This is a genomic window from Vibrio spartinae, assembly GCF_024347135.1.
GTDB classification, from domain to species: Bacteria; Pseudomonadota; Gammaproteobacteria; order Enterobacterales; family Vibrionaceae; genus Vibrio; species Vibrio spartinae.
Genome location: NZ_AP024907.1, coordinates 1998899 through 2014892 on the forward strand (window position 1 = coordinate 1998899; position 15994 = coordinate 2014892).

A 15994-nucleotide genomic window follows, 5' to 3' on the forward strand; every position below is an offset into this window, starting at 1 on the left:
ACTTTTCATTTCAAAATATTGACTATTTCATCTGATAGCGTAGCGAATATATCTCTGACAGCATCATTAGTAGTATTCTTATTGGTTTTATAGTTTGATTTTAGAGCCGAAATAGCTGTATTACCCGCTGCTTCAATATCGGCAGAGTAATCTCCATACTTACTCTTTCCCTTATGGGCTTGGATTATCCTGTGAAGCGGGAAATGTTTCTTATTTGATTCACTCCATAATCCTTTAACACGCCGCCAATAAGTTTCGTGAGACCCACTCACTGCTTCTCGACTGCATAAGTACTTAAGATCTTTGTAACGATTTGATTCGGTTACATCTACCTCAGCTTTACCAAAATCGAATAGCTTTATCTTTGGCCCAAGTGAAGTTGCAATCACTTTATAATTATTTAAGTGAGCATCACCATGTTTAACCTTCGCACGATATAGCATTTCATGGATATAAATAATCTGATGAATCATTTGTTCTGAAATTTCCAAAGCTGAGCCGTGCGTAGCACTTTTCTCGAGACCCTTCATGTAAGTTATAAAGTCAAAAAGGCTTGCTGTTTCTTGTTTATAACCAAGCATATTAATATTACATTTATCAAATTTATACATACTCACTCTAGATGGATGTTTTAAGTTTCTAGCTTCCCCTCCTAAACTTTTCTTTATATCGTTAAAAATAGTCTCATCAACTTGACTTTGAAAAGAAAATAAATTATCGTCATTGTAATCTTTCAGCGCTTTAGCACAATTTTCTTCTCTATCTGCATCAGCTAATCCAGAAGCAGTTTTTGGTATTACTGTCCCTGTACTCTTATCAAAGGCTTTATGTTTCCCACCGGGAAGCCCTTTTTTATCAGACAAAGCTTTAACTAAATTTTTAACATACTCATACTCCGATTTAATAGCTAGAGCATCTAATTCTTCATTAATTTTATTTATATTCTCAACATACTCTTCATATTTCATTATAAAGCCCTCTTTCAAGCTGTTGTTTATTATATGTTACTCTTGACAAGCAGGAAGTAACCGCTCTCATGTAATCTTTAGCCTGCTGATTTCACCTGCACCGGTATTTGCCCAGGGCTGGTCACGCTGATCACCCCTGCCCACATGCACATCAATTTACTGTTGTCGGTCAATATGGGCTTGTTGGCGAGCAACACGGTTGGTGCGCTGGGGATCCAGGGGGCTGGTATCGAAGGCACACAGGGCATGGGGGTGAGTACCCCAAATGCAGCGGCTGTTGCAGCGGCCACCGCCGGATTGGCAGGCGAGTTACATAGGCCAAAGGGAAGAATATTTTTAAAGGGAATGTGGTCCATAATATTGGCCATCGGGGTGTTTTGCATGACCTTGTTTTCTGGTGTCACTATCATTGTGGAAGGCGTCATACCGCATGAGCATTGCAGTACAGCCCCCATTGCTACGGCCTGTGCCATGGTTAGTCTCCGTCTGCTTCTTGTGTCTGAATGGTGATTTTTCCGTCCTGCCACTGCATCAGTTCTGTGTCTTTGTCTTTAGTACGCTTGATACTGAATACGGGCTTGTCGTCCTGATACTCATGTCTAATCGCAGTCTGATCTTTGTCATTATTGCCCAGCAGCAAGTGATTCCCCTGAGTGCTTTGTTCCATAAATACCGATTGTCCCCAGTCCAGTACCCGACAGACTCGCGCTTCAAATAAGCTTATTTCCAGCAGTACCCGGCATCCTTTATACAATGGAAAATAAAAATGAGGGGGCAAAAAATCTGGCCGGAATAATAGCTTAATCTCCTGATCCCACAGCGGAATGTGCACGCGGTACTGGTTTTGTTTGGTGCTCTCATCCTGGGCGTACTGGTAGCTTTTGTCTTCGTCAGCCCCCGGCTCAGAGAGGATAATCCCTTCAACAAAGCATGATTCAGGTAACGGGGCATCACCATCGCTGCTGTTGTCTTGTTGATGTTCAAATATTCCCTGATACTCGCACTGATATTGCGTGGTTGGCATATTAAGATCATCCGGTGCGCTTTGCCGGGTGGCGGTGAGCTTAATCCCGGTTTTGACTCCCTGATAGGGCTGCTGATAGGCCAGCGAAATTTTACTCCAGCCCGGGCGCTTGAGCTCTAATCCCACACCCGGATATAGCTGATTAACCGGTATCGCGCGCAGTGTAAACTGAAGCTTTGCCATTTGAGGTGTACTATGGCTGAGCTGTAACTGCTTCTGCGTATTCTCCATGTCGGTGAATGGGCTGCGCATTAGCCGGTCATTTTTAATACCTTGAACAAGCGGGTTCTGCGACAGCGGAATGATTTTTGCCTGAGCACTATTCGCATTCAGCAGGTTTTGCGACTGAATATCTACTTTGGGGTAATGGAGCTTAAACCTCGGCTTGTCGGCCGGAAGTAAATCTTGGTTTTGTGCCGGGCGCACCTTATCATCGGTGATGGTGTAACTATTCTTTTTATAATCATAGCGCCAGAAAACGCCCTGCTGTTTCAGATAATTCAATACAAACTGGTAAAAGCATATTCCCGTTGCCCCCATCGACAGGCAGATCAGTGGCTGAACTTGCTCTAATACGCGACTGCCAAACTGGATATTGAGTGCATCGGTTGTCTGGGCGCTGATCACCTCTTTCATAGACTTACCCACGTACAGTTCACATGGAAAATGCTGTTGCCACAAAAACTGTGCAGCATCAAAAAAGCGACACTGATATTTGCGATACAGCACCTTGTTCCCCTTTACATCCATAAATGTCTGCTCGTATACGGAGCGCTGAGCCACCAGCGCCCTCAGTGTCAGGGTGTCTTTGTCCGGATTGGTCGAATCCTGGGTCAACCCCAATGTCAGGTCAATCAACTGCTCGCTGGTAAAGTCGCCGATAAGGGGGTCACTGCCCGACTCGTCCGACAGCCAAAAATGTACTTCTCCGTTAAACCCTTGTTTATCTAAATGAAGCTGACAGAACTTAATGTTGCCGCCGGCCACCGTGTGGGCTTGATGGTTAACTGTGAGTGTCAGCGTAAGCGCTGCTTTGTCAGTAAACATGGTGATTACTCGTAGAAAGAGTTGAGTTCCAGCGCAATAAAGGCGTCCAAATCCATATGATACAACTCATTCAGCGCATCAATGCTCGCTTGCTGAGACAGCGCCATCTGCGCTTCCATCAAGGCCTCACCATGACTTATTTGTGCCTGCACATAAGGGCCGAATAGCGCCGGAAAATAAAGACGCGGGTCAAAGTTTTCGATAATGTGCGCGATGTCTTCTTTAATGATGGCTGCTTTAAGGTAATCCTGTTGCTGTAGCAGGTTTTGAAACACGGTCATTTTTTTGAGCAGTTGTGCCAGTGCATTCGATGTTTCAGGCTGTACAAATGAATTGGTCTGCGCTGGCAAGTCGCTACCGATTTGGGACTTTGTACTCGCAGGCTCAATGTCCTGCTCCCATTCACCCTCAGACTCAGACTCAGACTCAGACTCAGGCGCAGAGTGAGGCGCCTGAGCTGCGCTTGGTGATACGTCTAACAATGTAATTTTTTCCTGATACATTTTCAGGTACATGACAGAGCTCAGTTCAGTACCATCTAGGTGTTGCAGCAGCCCTTGCGTGAAGTCCTCGATTTCTTCTAGGTGTGCACTTTGCGTGTCCGTATCCAAATCATCAACAAGCTGTTGTAATGTCGAGCTACTTTGCGTGAGCTTAAATCCCAGTTTGCGGGTGATCTTTTTAAACAGCAGCGCCAGATTAAGGTCAATTTCCGCAAGTTCAGCTTCCGCAGTAAACGTTTGTGGCAGCAGTTGATGGCGGTACTCAGTGAGTAACTCTGCCAACAAGGGAAGCAAAGCACACATCCCGGCTCGACTCAGCCACAGGTCGCTGGCATACAGATACAGGCAGATCACTCTAATATCGCTGCATCCCTGAGAGAATAACGTCAGACAAGTTTGAGTGACCGCAGGCAATACCCGAACGCGCATGTGCTCATCAATTGGCGCTAAAACCGCCTGATCAAAATCATCAGGGTAAGCGTAAGGCACTTGCAACGACTCATAAACCGCAGCGTAAATTTCTCGCTCTCCCATGTCCTCTGCCAGATCGTTTTGGTTTTGATTATGATTGTTCACTCGACCTCCCGTAGCCATAGGTTTGCCCGTAAAACAGTGTTACTTTGCCCGCCGGTTGGGGGCTGCCCAGTGCGTGAAAGCCAAGTGGGGTAGCAAAGCCCGCGTCACCCGTTTTTAACGGTCGCAGCCGCCCCTGGATCCGTACTTCCAGATGCAATGATAACGGTGCTAGCAAAGGCAGAATGTGCAGCCGGAGCCGACGTTGTAGCTGCGCTATGTCGAAATGCTTGTCTTGCTCAAACAAGGTCACAACAATCCCTTCTTCTTTGACAAAGTCGGTATCACCCAGCAAGTAATGGTTGCCAGTCACGACTTGGCCTAACGGGATTCTGGCAAGCTGCTGTACTTTAATTTTGTGGTTGGGTTGTGTGCGTATGTGGTATTCAGGATAAATGTAGTCAAACACACTCTGGATAGTGCGCACTGACTTGAGGTTGGTCAGTGCCAGTGTTTGCGACTGATAATTGTGCCAGTGACCAAATGCACTGTGATTGAACTCAGGGAACAGGCTGTGCACCAGCTGTTGCAATATAATGTGATCAAAGTAGCCAATAAAGTACCTGAACTCCTCAGCGCGGTCCATCAGGGTGTCTCTTAGCTGCAAAATATATCCAGGCAGCGGGCTTTGCGGGCTAAGCAACCCCAGATTCAGACTGATCACCACAGCATCTGAGGTAAATTCAATCGTTTCGACAATGCGCTGCTCAGAGATCAGGCTGTCGTGACTGGCAAACCAGATGTTGCTGTAGCCCAGGTGCCTGAGTAATCGCAATAACGCAAGTAAGTCAAAATGCTGAATATTGTCTTTGATCTGTTGTGCTGCTTTATCCATGGGTCACTTGCCTTAGTACACAAACATCCAGAAAGTCCTCTAGCAGTTGCAGTTGCTCAAACAGCTCTGCCTTATCAGCGCCACCTTGGAACGACTCAAGCAGCTGAGTGCTTAGCATCACCAAGCAAGCTTCATGCGCGGGCTCTAGGGGATAGTCCAGTTCGCTGATATCTTGTTTGAGCTGACCGATAAGCTGTGTTAGCAGCGCTTCATCGCGCACGGGCGCTGTCATACTCTACATCCCCCCGGGATTTGCCTGTTGCAGGTGTAAACGAATGTGCTGAACACCAAACCAGTGATTCACCCCCATCTCAAAGATCCGGATAAACAGACGAACGGTCAGCTCATTGGCATCTCCATAGCTGATGACCATCACAAAGTGCGCCGGATCAGAGGTTGCTTCAACCCCTCTGAATCCGTGTGCGATCACGTCAAACTCGCGCGCCAGCTGTGTGGCAAAGACATAAAAAAGCTCAGTCAGATGCTGTGTCGTAACCACCTCGTTGCCACCAATAGCCAGCAAAGACATGGGTGGTAAGGCGCTGTTTTTATGAGCCAAAGTGCAGGCTTGCCGGGCTTCGTTTAATGACCAGGTTACGCCGGGAAGTTCCATCTTATTCGGTGTTGCCGTCAGTTTATGCCACAGCCAAGGGCTAAACGCAGGGTTATGACCGTTGGCTTGGATGCTGACTGTGCGCGGCTCGGCAAAGGCATCGGGCAGATTCAGGTCCAGCTCCCAATGTTGCTGGTCATTTTTTGTCAAATTGTAGGTATTGTCTGCCTGACTGAGCAGTGAGGGCAATAAGGGCAACTTCTTATCGCCCAGATGCTGAAAGACCCCACGCACCGAATGGATCTCAACATCTGGCTCGTCGCCGACAATGGCATATTGTGAGCGGGTGCCATCACACCAGATACTTTTCGCCTGAGTTTGGTATAAATTAATTGCTGGTGTGCAAAACAGTCTGAAACAGTCTTTCGACAACGCAGGCAGTGTGCGGTGCTGTTTTAAGTGAATGCTCAGATAGAAACTATGCCAGTGCTTAGGTGCTTGCTTGATTGACAGTGCCAGACAAAGGTAAGCATAAGGAAAGTGCAGCAGGTTGCGAACGGTTTCTATGGGATGCATCCCAAACTGACATTCAGGCTGGCGAAAAACCAGCGCACAGGGGATGCGCTGCGTGTCGTTATCAAAAGTTACTTCAAGGCGAGTTTCTTTGTCCTGAAGCGCAGTAAGCAACGCCAGTGTAGCATTAAAGTCATTGCATACATTTAGATAAACTGGCAGCTCCCCCGGCGCCTCGTGCATTCGGGTGAAAGCGTCAAACCGCAACCTGAGCGTCTGATCGGTTAGTCCCGTCGGCGCACAGTCCAGATGACTAAGCTGCACAGGCTGCAAAGCAAGTGCATTGCAAGCGCTAAACATGGCGGTTTTAAAGTCTTCATTTTGTATCGCAAACGGTGTTCCCGCCTCAATCTGATAGCGCATCGTCATTTTCGCATCCGGGTGCGCCTGAATAATGGTTTTTGCTGGCAGCGCGGTCGCCATGTAGGGGTGGGTCTGTATCAGTAATTGCTGCTCATGACTGTGCAGTGAAGACAGCGCAGCCTGCTGAGTATGCGCGGTGCAATAGGCAATGGCCTCTGTCAGCCGTTTGAGCTCCGGGTCGTCCCTGTCCAGCGCAGCGGTCGCAAACGCACTCTGGTACTGCGATCGGAACTGCTCCAGACCTTGAAGCTGAGAAAGATAAATTTGATGGATATGATGACTATCAGACATGTGTTTAACCTTGCTTTATCAGCGCGCCTTTGATGTTAGTGATGCTTTGGCCTTCCAGGGTCGTCATATTGCCCTTCACGTTCACCTGCGCATTAGCTTGTGCCTTGAAGTTGCTGCCAGCCTTAATACTGGTTTCTGATCCGCTTTCAACTGACACGCTGCCACTGGCTTTAAGGGAAAAGTTTGTGCAACTCATTTCAATCGTCTCTTTGTTCATCGATAGCACACTCTTTTTACCGTCGACGTCAATGCTCAGCGAGTCTGCGGTTTGCGTTGTTTGCGTGGTCGACGAGCCGTTTTTACTGATGAGCGTGATACTGGTATTACTCAGTTGTATCTGATGCTCGTCGCTGGAATCTTTATTTTTGACATGCACAGTGATCCCTTCGCCCTCGTCTTTGCTGAGCTCAATGGTGCAGATCAGGGTGCTCATATTGTCGGCCCGCGTAATTGCACCCTAAATTGACAAGGCGCGCCGTCAATTTCACCGCACAATAAAATGCTCGACTCGCGCGCATCTAGTTCGTAGCGCACGTCTGTCAGGCTAAAGCGGCTTTCCCAACGGTTTATCTGTATCCTGATATGCTCACACAGGCTTTGCATCAGTTGCGGTGAAGGACGCTCACCAATTTCACAGGGGATCCCATAATCAAAATCGAAATGGCTAAACCCAGCCGTGGCGTTAAGCAGAACTGTCAGGTGATCTTTCACCGCATCCGTGACCGTGTGGGCGGCGTAAACCGGCTTGCTACAAAACTTACCGACGAGCCGCATAGTTTTTGGTTTCCGTTATAAATTCAAATAGGTAGCCCCTGAACTCACTTTGTCCATAAAAGGCGAAGCTGTGTGCTTTAACGATGTTATGCCACTCGCCATCTTTATGTACCTCATAGTATTGTGCAGCACGATTATGCGGGCGATTGTTGTTCAGCCGTACCAGCACCGTATCGCTGGTAACCTGAGTCAGTTTCAGGCTTTCAATATTATCCGGGGTGGCACTGCGCAGTCTGGTTTCCGAAGTGACCAAACCCGGTACCGGACATTGTCCCACCTGAGCCTGGCTTTCATGGTAAATGGCCAGATAAAAACGCGTGTTTTCTTGTGCTGCATCGGCATCAACCGCGCAGGAGTAAATGCCGTTGGTTTCGCGCAAAGCACTATGCCGGTAACTGTATTCTTTGAGGAAAATCACCTCATCCAGCAAGTCGATGAGTTTGTCAAACACCTCTGCCAACGCATTGTGGCGATAGACGATGGCGTCCGTGTTGGGCAGGCCATTGCGATAAAGTTTACAGTCGATATAAAACGCTTCGAGCTGACAGAACAGCTCATACGGGTGCACTAACACCTCGCTGTCGGTTTGCGTGATGGTGTTGAGCATCCGCTGCGTTTTGTACAAGCTGCTCAGCAGGCTCAGCTGATGTGTTTTGATCACCTCCCCCGAGTGCTGTTCACTGGCGTGTCTTTGTTGTTGGCACTCAATGGCTGACAATTCCGCTTGCTGTGAATTTCTGGCTTCGATAGCCTGTAAAATCGGCTCTTCGAGTTCTGTTTTGAAGCAGGTCAGGTACTGCTGTAGCCTCTCCGCCCGCTTAGCAAACAGTGAAGAGTGTGATAGCACCAGCAGTGGCGGTAAGTAGCGTTCATCTGGCAGCCAGTTTTGTGCGTTATTCTTTGCAAAGTGAACCAGTTTAAACTGATGAAGCTGGGTCAATTTGCCACGTCTGGAGAGCATTTCAACTTCTGACGTGGCCTCGTCTGCAAAGTTTGGCACTGAGATGACCTCCAGCACATAGCCTTTGCGTACCACATCGTCATTTCCGGGCGCGATATTGGGCTCTGCGTCCTGTTGCATCTCAAGCCGAATGTCTTTTGCTGTCAGTGCATTATGTTCATAGATATTGATGTAGAGATCGGCACAAACGGCGCTTTTTGGCAGGATCACTTGCCCCCGGTTAAACAAAAACTCAGCATTGGCATTGAGCTTTATGAGCTCGCCGGAAGGTAAAATGCAACAAAACTCCGAGATCCCCACTATGTCCTTCGCAGTTTCGGATAGGTCCAGGGCCAGCTGCGCCAACCCATAAAAGGGTTTACCAGTCAGACTAAACCTGATTGAACTGTCGGTTAACAGAGCAGTCTCTTGTGCGACAAAATGTTCCGGCAGTAGGGTTTGTCCGAGCTGCCAGTGGACCTGAGCCAGTTCTCCCAGCATGTGTCTCTCCAGATGTAAAATATTAGAACCAGAAAATAAGGGAGCAACCATGCAGGATAAGTCGCTCCCTGAGGCAGGGTGGATTATTCAGAGACGCTGACACCCCATTTCTTGACGAACTTGGCACTGGTATTGACGGCAAAGTGCGCTTCCTGTTCTTCCTCTGTTGGCATGACACCCAGGAAGAAGCTGAAGTTTTTCGGCGAGACCACGTCGTCGGCCTGGTCCAGGTCAACGCCAAAGTCCAGCTCACCGCCGCTTTTGGCCACCAAACCGTTCAGGTCGGTTTCATTAGAGTGGAAGTTGGGATAGAACTTCTTCTCTTTCGGGTCATAATCGTAAATGACAAAGGAAAAAGACACACTGGTATCGCTCATCGAGGTATGTTGCAGCAATACACTGCTTTCCTTGTTGTCTGTAGAAATACGACAGCCGAACATGATCGGGTCGGCGTGTCCGCCTTCCCAAAAGATATTTGAGATCACCCCCACCACTTTAACCTTATCGCCACTGATGTCTGTGGGTAAAGTGACCGCCAAGTCTTTTTTATATTCTTTGTCGCCAATTTTCAGTGAGGTAATGTGACCCACCTGTATTTGCGTATCTTTTTGAAAGTTAAATCCCTGCTCAACGCTGCAAGCCAGATTTGTTGAAGCCATAATAGTCTCCGCAATAATAAGTTAAATTTTAAAGTTGTGTTTCCAGTCTCAGCTCAGCATCCAGTCCTTCAAACTGCAAATGAGGAGAGACACTCACGGTGCATTTGTACCAGCCGATGTCCCCTTCCTGGGCAACGGTTTCAACATTGATTGCTTTGAATGGATAGCTTCGCAGAGTCAGGTCGTCCGGATTGACCACCGTCGTTACATAGTTGTTCAGCCAATTACTGATAGTGTTGGTAATGTATGGCGCATCGGCCGTCCCACCTATGTTGTCGCGCATAATACATTTGATGTAGTGAGCGATTTTGGTAATGGACAGCGTGTAAGACAGGTTTGTGACCAGCTGGGAGTTTTCTGTGTCTCTTGGGTCTTTAAAGCGCTTGGGCTTTTTGATCGACTGACAAGAAAAGAAGCACGCGTTCGTGGTGTCTTTTTGGTACACCAGCGGCATAAATCCGGCTTTGGCAAACTCCAGTTCACGATAATCCGGCATCACCAGTTCAACCGGTACTTTGGTCAGGGTCAAACCATTTTGTTTAAAGGTGTGACTGGTAAGATTGGGGATGTGACCACCGTTTTTCGGACCCCGAACGGTCTGGCACCAGGAGGTCTCTTCGTACGACTGTACAATGTTACGGGCAAATAACATCGCCGCATTGGCCCAAGTATAATGGTGATGGTCGTCCACTTTCTCAGTATAGTTGAGGCCCGGTACCGGATTATCTTCAATATGATAAGGCGCCCTGATCATAAATCTGGGGACTGTAAAGGCAAGGTAAGCGGCTTCATCCGAGTCTCTAAATTCGTTCCACTTAGAGAACTTGCCCTGTAGCATATGTGATTCTAGATTTTTGATTTCCGCCAGCTGGTTGATGTCGTCCTGCCCGACAAAAAACTTAGGCCCCACAGAAGAAACGAAGGTACAGTGCGATGCGTTGGCAATTTTACCCATGGTTCTTAACCAATTGATATCGCGCTCGCTGTTTTCAAACTCATAAAGCCCAATCATGGCACTGTAAGGCTGACCACCATACTGGTCGTACTCTTGGGTATAGAGCTTTTTGAACAAGCTGCTGTTGGCGATATCGCGGCGATTTTCGGCAAAGTCATCTTCCAGCTCTTTTTTGGTGACATCGAGCAGGTCAATCTTAATGTCTTTAGAAAAGTCTGTTTGCTCAATCAGGTACTCCAGTGCGCGCCAGTTGGCTTCCAGATGCTGAAAGGCAGGTTCATGAAGTGCATTGTCGAGCTCTTGCTGAATTGCGTTGTCTATCGCCGTGGTGTTATTGGTGATGTTTTCTTTGAGCTCAAACAGTAGTTCCGCGCCACTTGCGTCAGCGGCTTCGCTCTGCGGTAAGCAACCCGTGTGGCTCAACGCCGCAATTTGCATCAGCAGACGATCTACCTCTGTTTCTTTAATGCTCAGCTCAAACATCGGCTTGTCTTTGTCGGCAACGAATGCCGGTGTCCAGGTGGCTAATATGCCGATAGACTCCAGATACTCAGGTGATGCTTTAAGCGCTTCAATGGCTTCAATGGCTTCAGTGATTTCCTCTGATTCGCCCTCCTCAATAGCCGCAATCACTGTATTATATGCTGTTTCAAGTTTCTTCACTTTCGTCTTATCGCCAACAAAGTCGGTTAGTTTGGTTAGGTCATTATCTGTCGCATCCAAAGAAGGCAAGGCCGCCTTAAGATCGTCGATATAAAATAGCAACGCATTCCCTGCTCCATCATCAAAATGCGCCTCCACCTTACCGAGCGCAGCGAGACATCGCTGCCAGGCTTTATATTGCTCTATGTTTTCTTTGCCGGGATCGTTTGGAGCACTGGCAAGATGACTGGCGGCCAGTATCAGTGAATCAATGGTCAGTTTCTGCTTCTTTTTGGCTAGCAAAGCTTGCACAGCCGATGAGTGACTTGCACTCCCTTCACTCTCTTCTCGGGTTATGAGGTTGACACTTTGGAGTACGTTATCAATAAAATTGGTTGCGGTTTGGTCGCTCATTATGAATTTCCTTCGCTCTGCTCAGTTTTAGGGAGGTAAATGCCAATGACTTTTTTAAGCTCGTCCTGCACCGTTTGTGAGTTACTGGCGATCAGCAAGTCTTGCAGTACCTGTCGATAGCGCTTGTTGTTGGTCAGGTTTGACATCACTTCATTCAGCAGACGCTTGGTTTCAAGTTTGTCTTTAATTTCCGGACGGCTATTTTCGAGGATCCTGTCGGGGCTAAATGCATCCAGATGGGTAAACTGAAGATCACCGCCTACCGCGCTTTTAACCCGCAATAACTTCATCACGGGGTTATATTGATCAATGGATGTCAGCTTAGTGCCGTTTTCGCTGTGTAGCTTGATATCGGTGATTTCCGTTGCATCAAAAATATGCCGTTTGTCCAGTGATAACCGCTGACCTTGCTCATCGGCCTGACCAATTTGCTTTTTGGCCTCAGTGTTTTGTTCATTACCTGAAAAACCGGAAAAATCGCCAGCGATGAGGATCCGCATCGGCAAAGTAATGTCTTCTGGTACACCGTTAATTTGGGTGCGATAACGCAAGGTTACGCGGGATTTTGGCATATTCTTATCATCTTGAATGGCCATAAAAACTCCTGTTTGTTTTAAATAAAGCGTCTAAGACTTTGTGAGTCTGGTATCGAGTAAATAGCGAATTTCACTCAGGGTGTTGTAAATCGCTAAATTGGATTTGGCTGCCAATGCGTCTGAGTTGGCCTGAAGGTTAGGTATTAGCTTGTCAGGGTTACTTTCATAGCCCAAGTATCGATACGCATAGCGGATGTGTGCCGGAGCTGCTTTGCTGAGCCCGGATGCTTCGCCATGCGCCTCGGTGAGTAACCTTTGTGTTGCGTGCTTTACGTTGTGATAGCAGGTGTCTCTGTCTATGGCGTGCTCTGCCTCGGGTTTGGCACAATACAAGACCTGCAATAAAGGTGGACTGTCGGCTAAAAAATGATAAGACACCCACCAACGCTCATTGGCTGTATTATGTGTCAGATAACCAAGGATATCGGTACACGGATAGTTAGGAGTATTTAGCTCATTGAAGTAACTGACTTTATCGCCGTAACTCAGCTTGCCATAACGGGAAATATAAAGCGTATTATCAGACAGCGGATACGCACAATAACCAAACCCGTGTAGTGACGCCGCGCCCGTTTGCTTGTCGACAAGCCTATGCGCTCTACCAGGTAGTGGGAGCACACTGAATGTGTCAGTTTCAGCATTTTTATAGCTTAACGCACCGATCCCACCGAGTACTTTATGCCAGATAACCCCCATTAATGCCGGTTTTGCGTGCAGGCACTTACGCTGATAAAAGCGCTGCCAGCGCTGACTTTGATTATCGTCGTCCAGAATAAAGTAACGCCTGCACTGCCGGAAATACACAGACTGTTCGATAATTAAATCCCGAAGTGCCGGGGTCAACAGCAAAATCGTCTTGGTGCGCCAGTCTAGCAGTTTACTCAGCCACTTAAATTTGCGCAGTGTGCCGTTGCCGCACAGCATGCTGCTGCCAGGGCTCAGAGCTTTAAAACAACCTCCGGCGAACAGGCTGGTGAGCATGAGCTGATATCGCAGCGCCCCGGGATTCAGTACCGCCAGGGTGTCGTTTTTTTTCAGATCCAGCGCATAAATACTGGATAACATCAGGCTCTCAAAAAACATCCCGGCCGTTAATTTGTAGGGTTTGCAGGTGTCTGATGAGTCGGAGTCGAACTCGATACACACAGGCTCATCTGCGCTATATATGGCCGCGTTTTTTTTCACACTAATGAGCAGAAAATCGTCTGAACATCTAAGTGGCGTTGACACCTCGTCAGCGACATGCAGCCTGCACTTGGGCGGCTCGACAGACTCACTGAGCCATAATAGCTCTGCCTGGGTATTAGCAATGATGTGATCCGGTGTGATTGACGCTATTTTTTGCCCGAGCAAGAATAGCTCAAAGCGATTATCTCTGGGCATATCTGCTACACAAAACACGCATCCCAGATGCATCGCACTGAGTATATGAACCAGTAAACTCAGATCGGGCAAGTTCACCAGCATCAAAGTATCGCCGCTGGTCACGCCGTTTTCTTGCAAGCCAAGTGTGGTAATCGCAATCGCCCGTGCCAGCGCTGAGTAACTAACACGCTCAGAGCGAGACTCTGTCAGCTGCAGTGCTGTTTTCCCGCCATTTTGCAGTGGTTGTATGATCAGGTCCTGAATAAAATTGAACCCCAGAGCCGGGCTGCTCTGTTTTTGTCTGACACGTTTGTCCAGATAAATTTGCTGGATCACCAGCTCGGGCGACTGAGCACTTGCTTCAACCAGCTCGATATCCAGCAAACTATCGCCCTTAGGTTTCACAAGCACGACATACCCTATTAAATTGCAATACTACTTTTATCAGAGCAGCGCTTTTTTGACGGTTCAAGGTTGCGCCTGTGGATCCAGGTCCAGTAACTCAACCGGGATCGTGATGACCAAAGATCGTGACAAACCTTGCAGCGCAAGCGCGACTTTGTTGTCTGTTGCATCAGCCAACAGCGCCCCGCGATAGCCCTTTAAACTGCCCTCGCGAATAACCACTTGCGCGCTTTTTTTAAAGCATCTGTCTTCATACATCAGCGCCTCCGGGAACGCCTGCAAAACAGCCTCAATCTGCTCAATATCCTGATCTGTAATTCTTGGAAAAACTTTGTGTCGGCTATTGCCGCCGCTTTCATAAGCAACGAAGAAGCCAAATTCAGACAGTCGCTCGACTAAACGCATTTCTTCGGTGAGGAGCTTGGCAAACAGGTAAGACTTAAACGCTGGCTCTTCGACGGCCTTGACTCTGTCTGACCATTGCTTGGTTAATCTTCGCAGTGGCAGATAGCTCGTTAATTCCAATGCTTCAAGCTTTCTATTGAGATGTTTTTCAGCATTTGGCTGAGTGTAAATCTGATACCATTTTTTTCTGTCATCAAACATCTGGGCAAGCTCCGCCACGTCAGTCACAGTGTGCTAAAGTGGTTATTGATTATGTCGGGTTGTGTTGGCTCTAATTTTGCGCGCGGCACAAAGAGCTATTAGAAGTAGTATAATGTTCTTGGGAACTAGGAAGCTTTGTCGGATACATGCATTTCTTTGTGTAATGCACAAAACAGAGAATCTCACAATAACCAGCTTTATTTTGAAGAGGCTATGTTCCCGTAAATTGTTGCTATACTGGATATAGATCCAGTCAACGAGGATTTATTCATGCTCCTAGCACAATTTACAAAACTGATTGCAGATTTAGAAAGCTTAACTGATAGTCAAAGCCGCTACATAGAGAAGTACGATGTCTGCATAGCTGAGTCGTTTTTGCATGGTCTTTCTCCTTTATTTTTTACATGATAAAAACGTACTGAGCAATAGATTGAAGATTTTCGACATGTTGCTGAACTCACCCCACAACCATATTTCGGTCATCAACGAAGCATCTCTTTTTCAATTCGCTACAGTAGCTGCAACAATGAAGTGACATAGATAGGAAAAGACATGATAGCTGTATTATTTGAGGCAATGGCGGTTACCGAAAAGAAAGACCGGTATTTCCAGTTAGCGGAGCAGTTAAAACCACTGCTCAGTAATATCGAGGGTTTTATCTCCATCGAACGCTTTCAAAGCACAACGAACCCGGACAAATTTATATCTCTGTCTTGGTGGCAAGATGAAGAAGCGATCAAAAAATGGAAGAAAAATGTACAGCACAAACTTGCTCAAAACGAAGGAAAATCCTCTATTTTCTCTTCTTACAAAATCAACGTTTTAACCTCAACTACAACTAGCTCTCACCTATCTCGTCTGTTAAAAAGCAATCTTGTCATTTGTTTATCTCAAGGGCGACATAGATATTTTCGCCTATATAACAGCAGCGTCGCTGAATTACTCGAAAAAATGATGGGAATGACTTTTCCAGTCAGTCGTGCTTCTCGCGCCAAAGTGCCGAAGGAACTGCGAAAAGCAAGAACATGTTATGACCATTTAGCCGGTGAAATAGCAGTTAAATTATATGATTCTCTGGTCAAAAATCACTGGATTGAGAGCGATGGCAAAAAGCTTACGATACAAGGGCAAGAAAAGCTCTTACAGTTAGGCGTTCATCTAAATGCAAAAACCAGACGTAAAGCATGTTGTCCATGCTTAGACTGGAGCGAAAGAAAGTTCCACGTCGGCGGTTATTTAGGGGCATCATTACTCAGTTTTTTTGAAAATAATCACTGGATAGAAAGAGTCTCTGGATATCGCGAAGTGATGATTACGAGTAAAGGCAAAAAAGAACTGGATAAGCATTTTTTCAGTCATCAATAACGGTGAGCCGGAAATTATTGACACACGGTTCGTTCAATCCCG

General features: G+C 47.1%; 16 protein-coding genes. 1 reads left to right on the forward strand and 15 read right to left on the reverse strand.

The window, feature by feature from the left end:
* Positions 1-5 precede the first annotated feature (5 nt).
* The 15 genes from OCU60_RS08850 to OCU60_RS08920 form a co-directional block, all read right to left on the reverse strand.
* Positions 6-968 (reverse strand): hypothetical protein, encoded by a 963-nt coding sequence (locus OCU60_RS08850; RefSeq protein WP_074372527.1) that lies wholly within the window; start codon positions 966-968, stop codon positions 6-8.
* A gap of 77 nt (positions 969-1045) precedes the next feature.
* Positions 1046-1441 carry a DUF4280 domain-containing protein gene (locus OCU60_RS08855; protein ID WP_074372528.1) on the reverse strand — a complete coding sequence of 132 codons (396 nt, stop codon included), beginning with the start codon at positions 1439-1441 and terminating at the stop codon, positions 1046-1048.
* A 2-nt stretch (positions 1442-1443) separates the two neighbouring features.
* Positions 1444-3039, reverse strand: coding sequence for a hypothetical protein (locus tag OCU60_RS08860; protein WP_074372529.1), 1596 nt, complete (start codon positions 3037-3039; stop codon positions 1444-1446).
* Positions 3040-3044: 5 nt separating this feature from the next.
* Entirely contained in the window at positions 3045-4118 is a 1074-nt protein-coding gene (locus OCU60_RS08865) for a type VI secretion system protein IglI family protein (RefSeq protein WP_074372530.1), read from the reverse strand.
* Positions 4105-4950, reverse strand: coding sequence for a hypothetical protein (locus OCU60_RS08870; protein ID WP_074372531.1), 846 nt, complete (start codon positions 4948-4950; stop codon positions 4105-4107). Before OCU60_RS08870 ends, OCU60_RS08865 begins: the two co-directional genes overlap by 14 nt.
* The gene (locus OCU60_RS08875; RefSeq protein ID WP_074372532.1) at positions 4943-5182 is read right to left on the reverse strand and encodes a hypothetical protein; all 240 of its coding nucleotides are present in this window, start codon (positions 5180-5182) and stop codon (positions 4943-4945) included. The genes OCU60_RS08870 and OCU60_RS08875 overlap by 8 nt, the downstream gene beginning before the upstream one ends.
* A 3-nt stretch (positions 5183-5185) precedes the next feature.
* Positions 5186-6730: a type VI secretion system baseplate subunit TssF/IglH gene (gene iglH / locus OCU60_RS08880; protein ID WP_074372533.1), complete on the reverse strand. Its 1545-nt coding sequence runs from the start codon at positions 6728-6730 to the stop codon at positions 5186-5188.
* Positions 6731-6734: 4 nt separating this feature from the next.
* The gene (locus OCU60_RS08885; protein WP_074372534.1) at positions 6735-7163 is read right to left on the reverse strand and encodes a hypothetical protein; all 429 of its coding nucleotides are present in this window, start codon (positions 7161-7163) and stop codon (positions 6735-6737) included.
* The gene (locus OCU60_RS08890) at positions 7160-7504 is read right to left on the reverse strand and encodes a GPW/gp25 family protein (protein WP_074372535.1); all 345 of its coding nucleotides are present in this window, start codon (positions 7502-7504) and stop codon (positions 7160-7162) included. Before OCU60_RS08890 ends, OCU60_RS08885 begins: the two co-directional genes overlap by 4 nt.
* Positions 7488-8945: a type VI secretion system baseplate subunit TssK gene (gene tssK, locus OCU60_RS08895; RefSeq protein ID WP_074372536.1), complete on the reverse strand. Its 1458-nt coding sequence runs from the start codon at positions 8943-8945 to the stop codon at positions 7488-7490. The genes OCU60_RS08890 and tssK overlap by 17 nt, the downstream gene beginning before the upstream one ends.
* 83 nt (positions 8946-9028) lie before the next feature.
* Positions 9029-9604: a hypothetical protein gene (locus tag OCU60_RS08900; RefSeq protein WP_074372537.1), complete on the reverse strand. Its 576-nt coding sequence runs from the start codon at positions 9602-9604 to the stop codon at positions 9029-9031.
* 28 nt (positions 9605-9632) lie between these two features.
* On the reverse strand, positions 9633-11615 hold the full coding sequence (tssC, locus tag OCU60_RS08905; protein WP_074372538.1) for a type VI secretion system contractile sheath large subunit: 1983 nt from the start codon (positions 11613-11615) through the stop codon (positions 9633-9635).
* Positions 11615-12211 carry a type VI secretion system contractile sheath small subunit gene (locus tag OCU60_RS08910; protein ID WP_074372539.1) on the reverse strand — a complete coding sequence of 199 codons (597 nt, stop codon included), beginning with the start codon at positions 12209-12211 and terminating at the stop codon, positions 11615-11617. Before OCU60_RS08910 ends, tssC begins: the two co-directional genes overlap by 1 nt.
* A gap of 30 nt (positions 12212-12241) precedes the next feature.
* Complete coding sequence (locus tag OCU60_RS08915) at positions 12242-13987, reverse strand: hypothetical protein (RefSeq protein WP_074372540.1); 1746 nt, start codon at positions 13985-13987, stop codon at positions 12242-12244.
* 57 nt (positions 13988-14044) lie between these two features.
* Positions 14045-14587, reverse strand: coding sequence for a transcription termination/antitermination NusG family protein (locus OCU60_RS08920; RefSeq protein WP_074372541.1), 543 nt, complete (start codon positions 14585-14587; stop codon positions 14045-14047).
* A gap of 552 nt (positions 14588-15139) precedes the next feature.
* On the opposite strand from OCU60_RS08920, the gene OCU60_RS08925 reads away from it, so the two are divergent.
* Entirely contained in the window at positions 15140-15952 is an 813-nt protein-coding gene (locus OCU60_RS08925; RefSeq protein WP_074372542.1) for an antibiotic biosynthesis monooxygenase family protein, read from the forward strand.
* The last annotated feature ends 42 nt before the right edge of the window (positions 15953-15994 follow it).

What these genes read in the sequence shown, in the direction of transcription:
- OCU60_RS08850 (WP_074372527.1), bottom strand. Translation starts at nt 968, where the DNA reads ATGAAATATGAAGAGTATGTTGAGAATATAAATAAAATTAATGAAGAA.
- OCU60_RS08875 (WP_074372532.1), bottom strand. Translation starts at nt 5,182, where the DNA reads ATGACAGCGCCCGTGCGCGATGAAGCGCTGCTAACACAGCTTATCGGT.
- OCU60_RS08870 (WP_074372531.1), bottom strand. Translation starts at nt 4,950, where the DNA reads ATGGATAAAGCAGCACAACAGATCAAAGACAATATTCAGCATTTTGAC.
- tssK (WP_074372536.1), bottom strand. Translation starts at nt 8,945, where the DNA reads ATGCTGGGAGAACTGGCTCAGGTCCACTGGCAGCTCGGACAAACCCTA.
- OCU60_RS08855 (WP_074372528.1), bottom strand. Translation starts at nt 1,441, where the DNA reads ATGGCACAGGCCGTAGCAATGGGGGCTGTACTGCAATGCTCATGCGGT.
- OCU60_RS08925 (WP_074372542.1), top strand. Translation starts at nt 15,140, where the DNA reads ATGATAGCTGTATTATTTGAGGCAATGGCGGTTACCGAAAAGAAAGAC.
- OCU60_RS08860 (WP_074372529.1), bottom strand. Translation starts at nt 3,039, where the DNA reads ATGTTTACTGACAAAGCAGCGCTTACGCTGACACTCACAGTTAACCAT.
- tssC (WP_074372538.1), bottom strand. Translation starts at nt 11,615, where the DNA reads ATGAGCGACCAAACCGCAACCAATTTTATTGATAACGTACTCCAAAGT.
- iglH (WP_074372533.1), bottom strand. Translation starts at nt 6,730, where the DNA reads ATGTCTGATAGTCATCATATCCATCAAATTTATCTTTCTCAGCTTCAA.
- OCU60_RS08910 (WP_074372539.1), bottom strand. Translation starts at nt 12,211, where the DNA reads ATGGCCATTCAAGATGATAAGAATATGCCAAAATCCCGCGTAACCTTG.
- OCU60_RS08920 (WP_074372541.1), bottom strand. Translation starts at nt 14,587, where the DNA reads ATGTTTGATGACAGAAAAAAATGGTATCAGATTTACACTCAGCCAAAT.
- OCU60_RS08885 (WP_074372534.1), bottom strand. Translation starts at nt 7,163, where the DNA reads ATGAGCACCCTGATCTGCACCATTGAGCTCAGCAAAGACGAGGGCGAA.
- OCU60_RS08890 (WP_074372535.1), bottom strand. Translation starts at nt 7,504, where the DNA reads ATGCGGCTCGTCGGTAAGTTTTGTAGCAAGCCGGTTTACGCCGCCCAC.
- OCU60_RS08900 (WP_074372537.1), bottom strand. Translation starts at nt 9,604, where the DNA reads ATGGCTTCAACAAATCTGGCTTGCAGCGTTGAGCAGGGATTTAACTTT.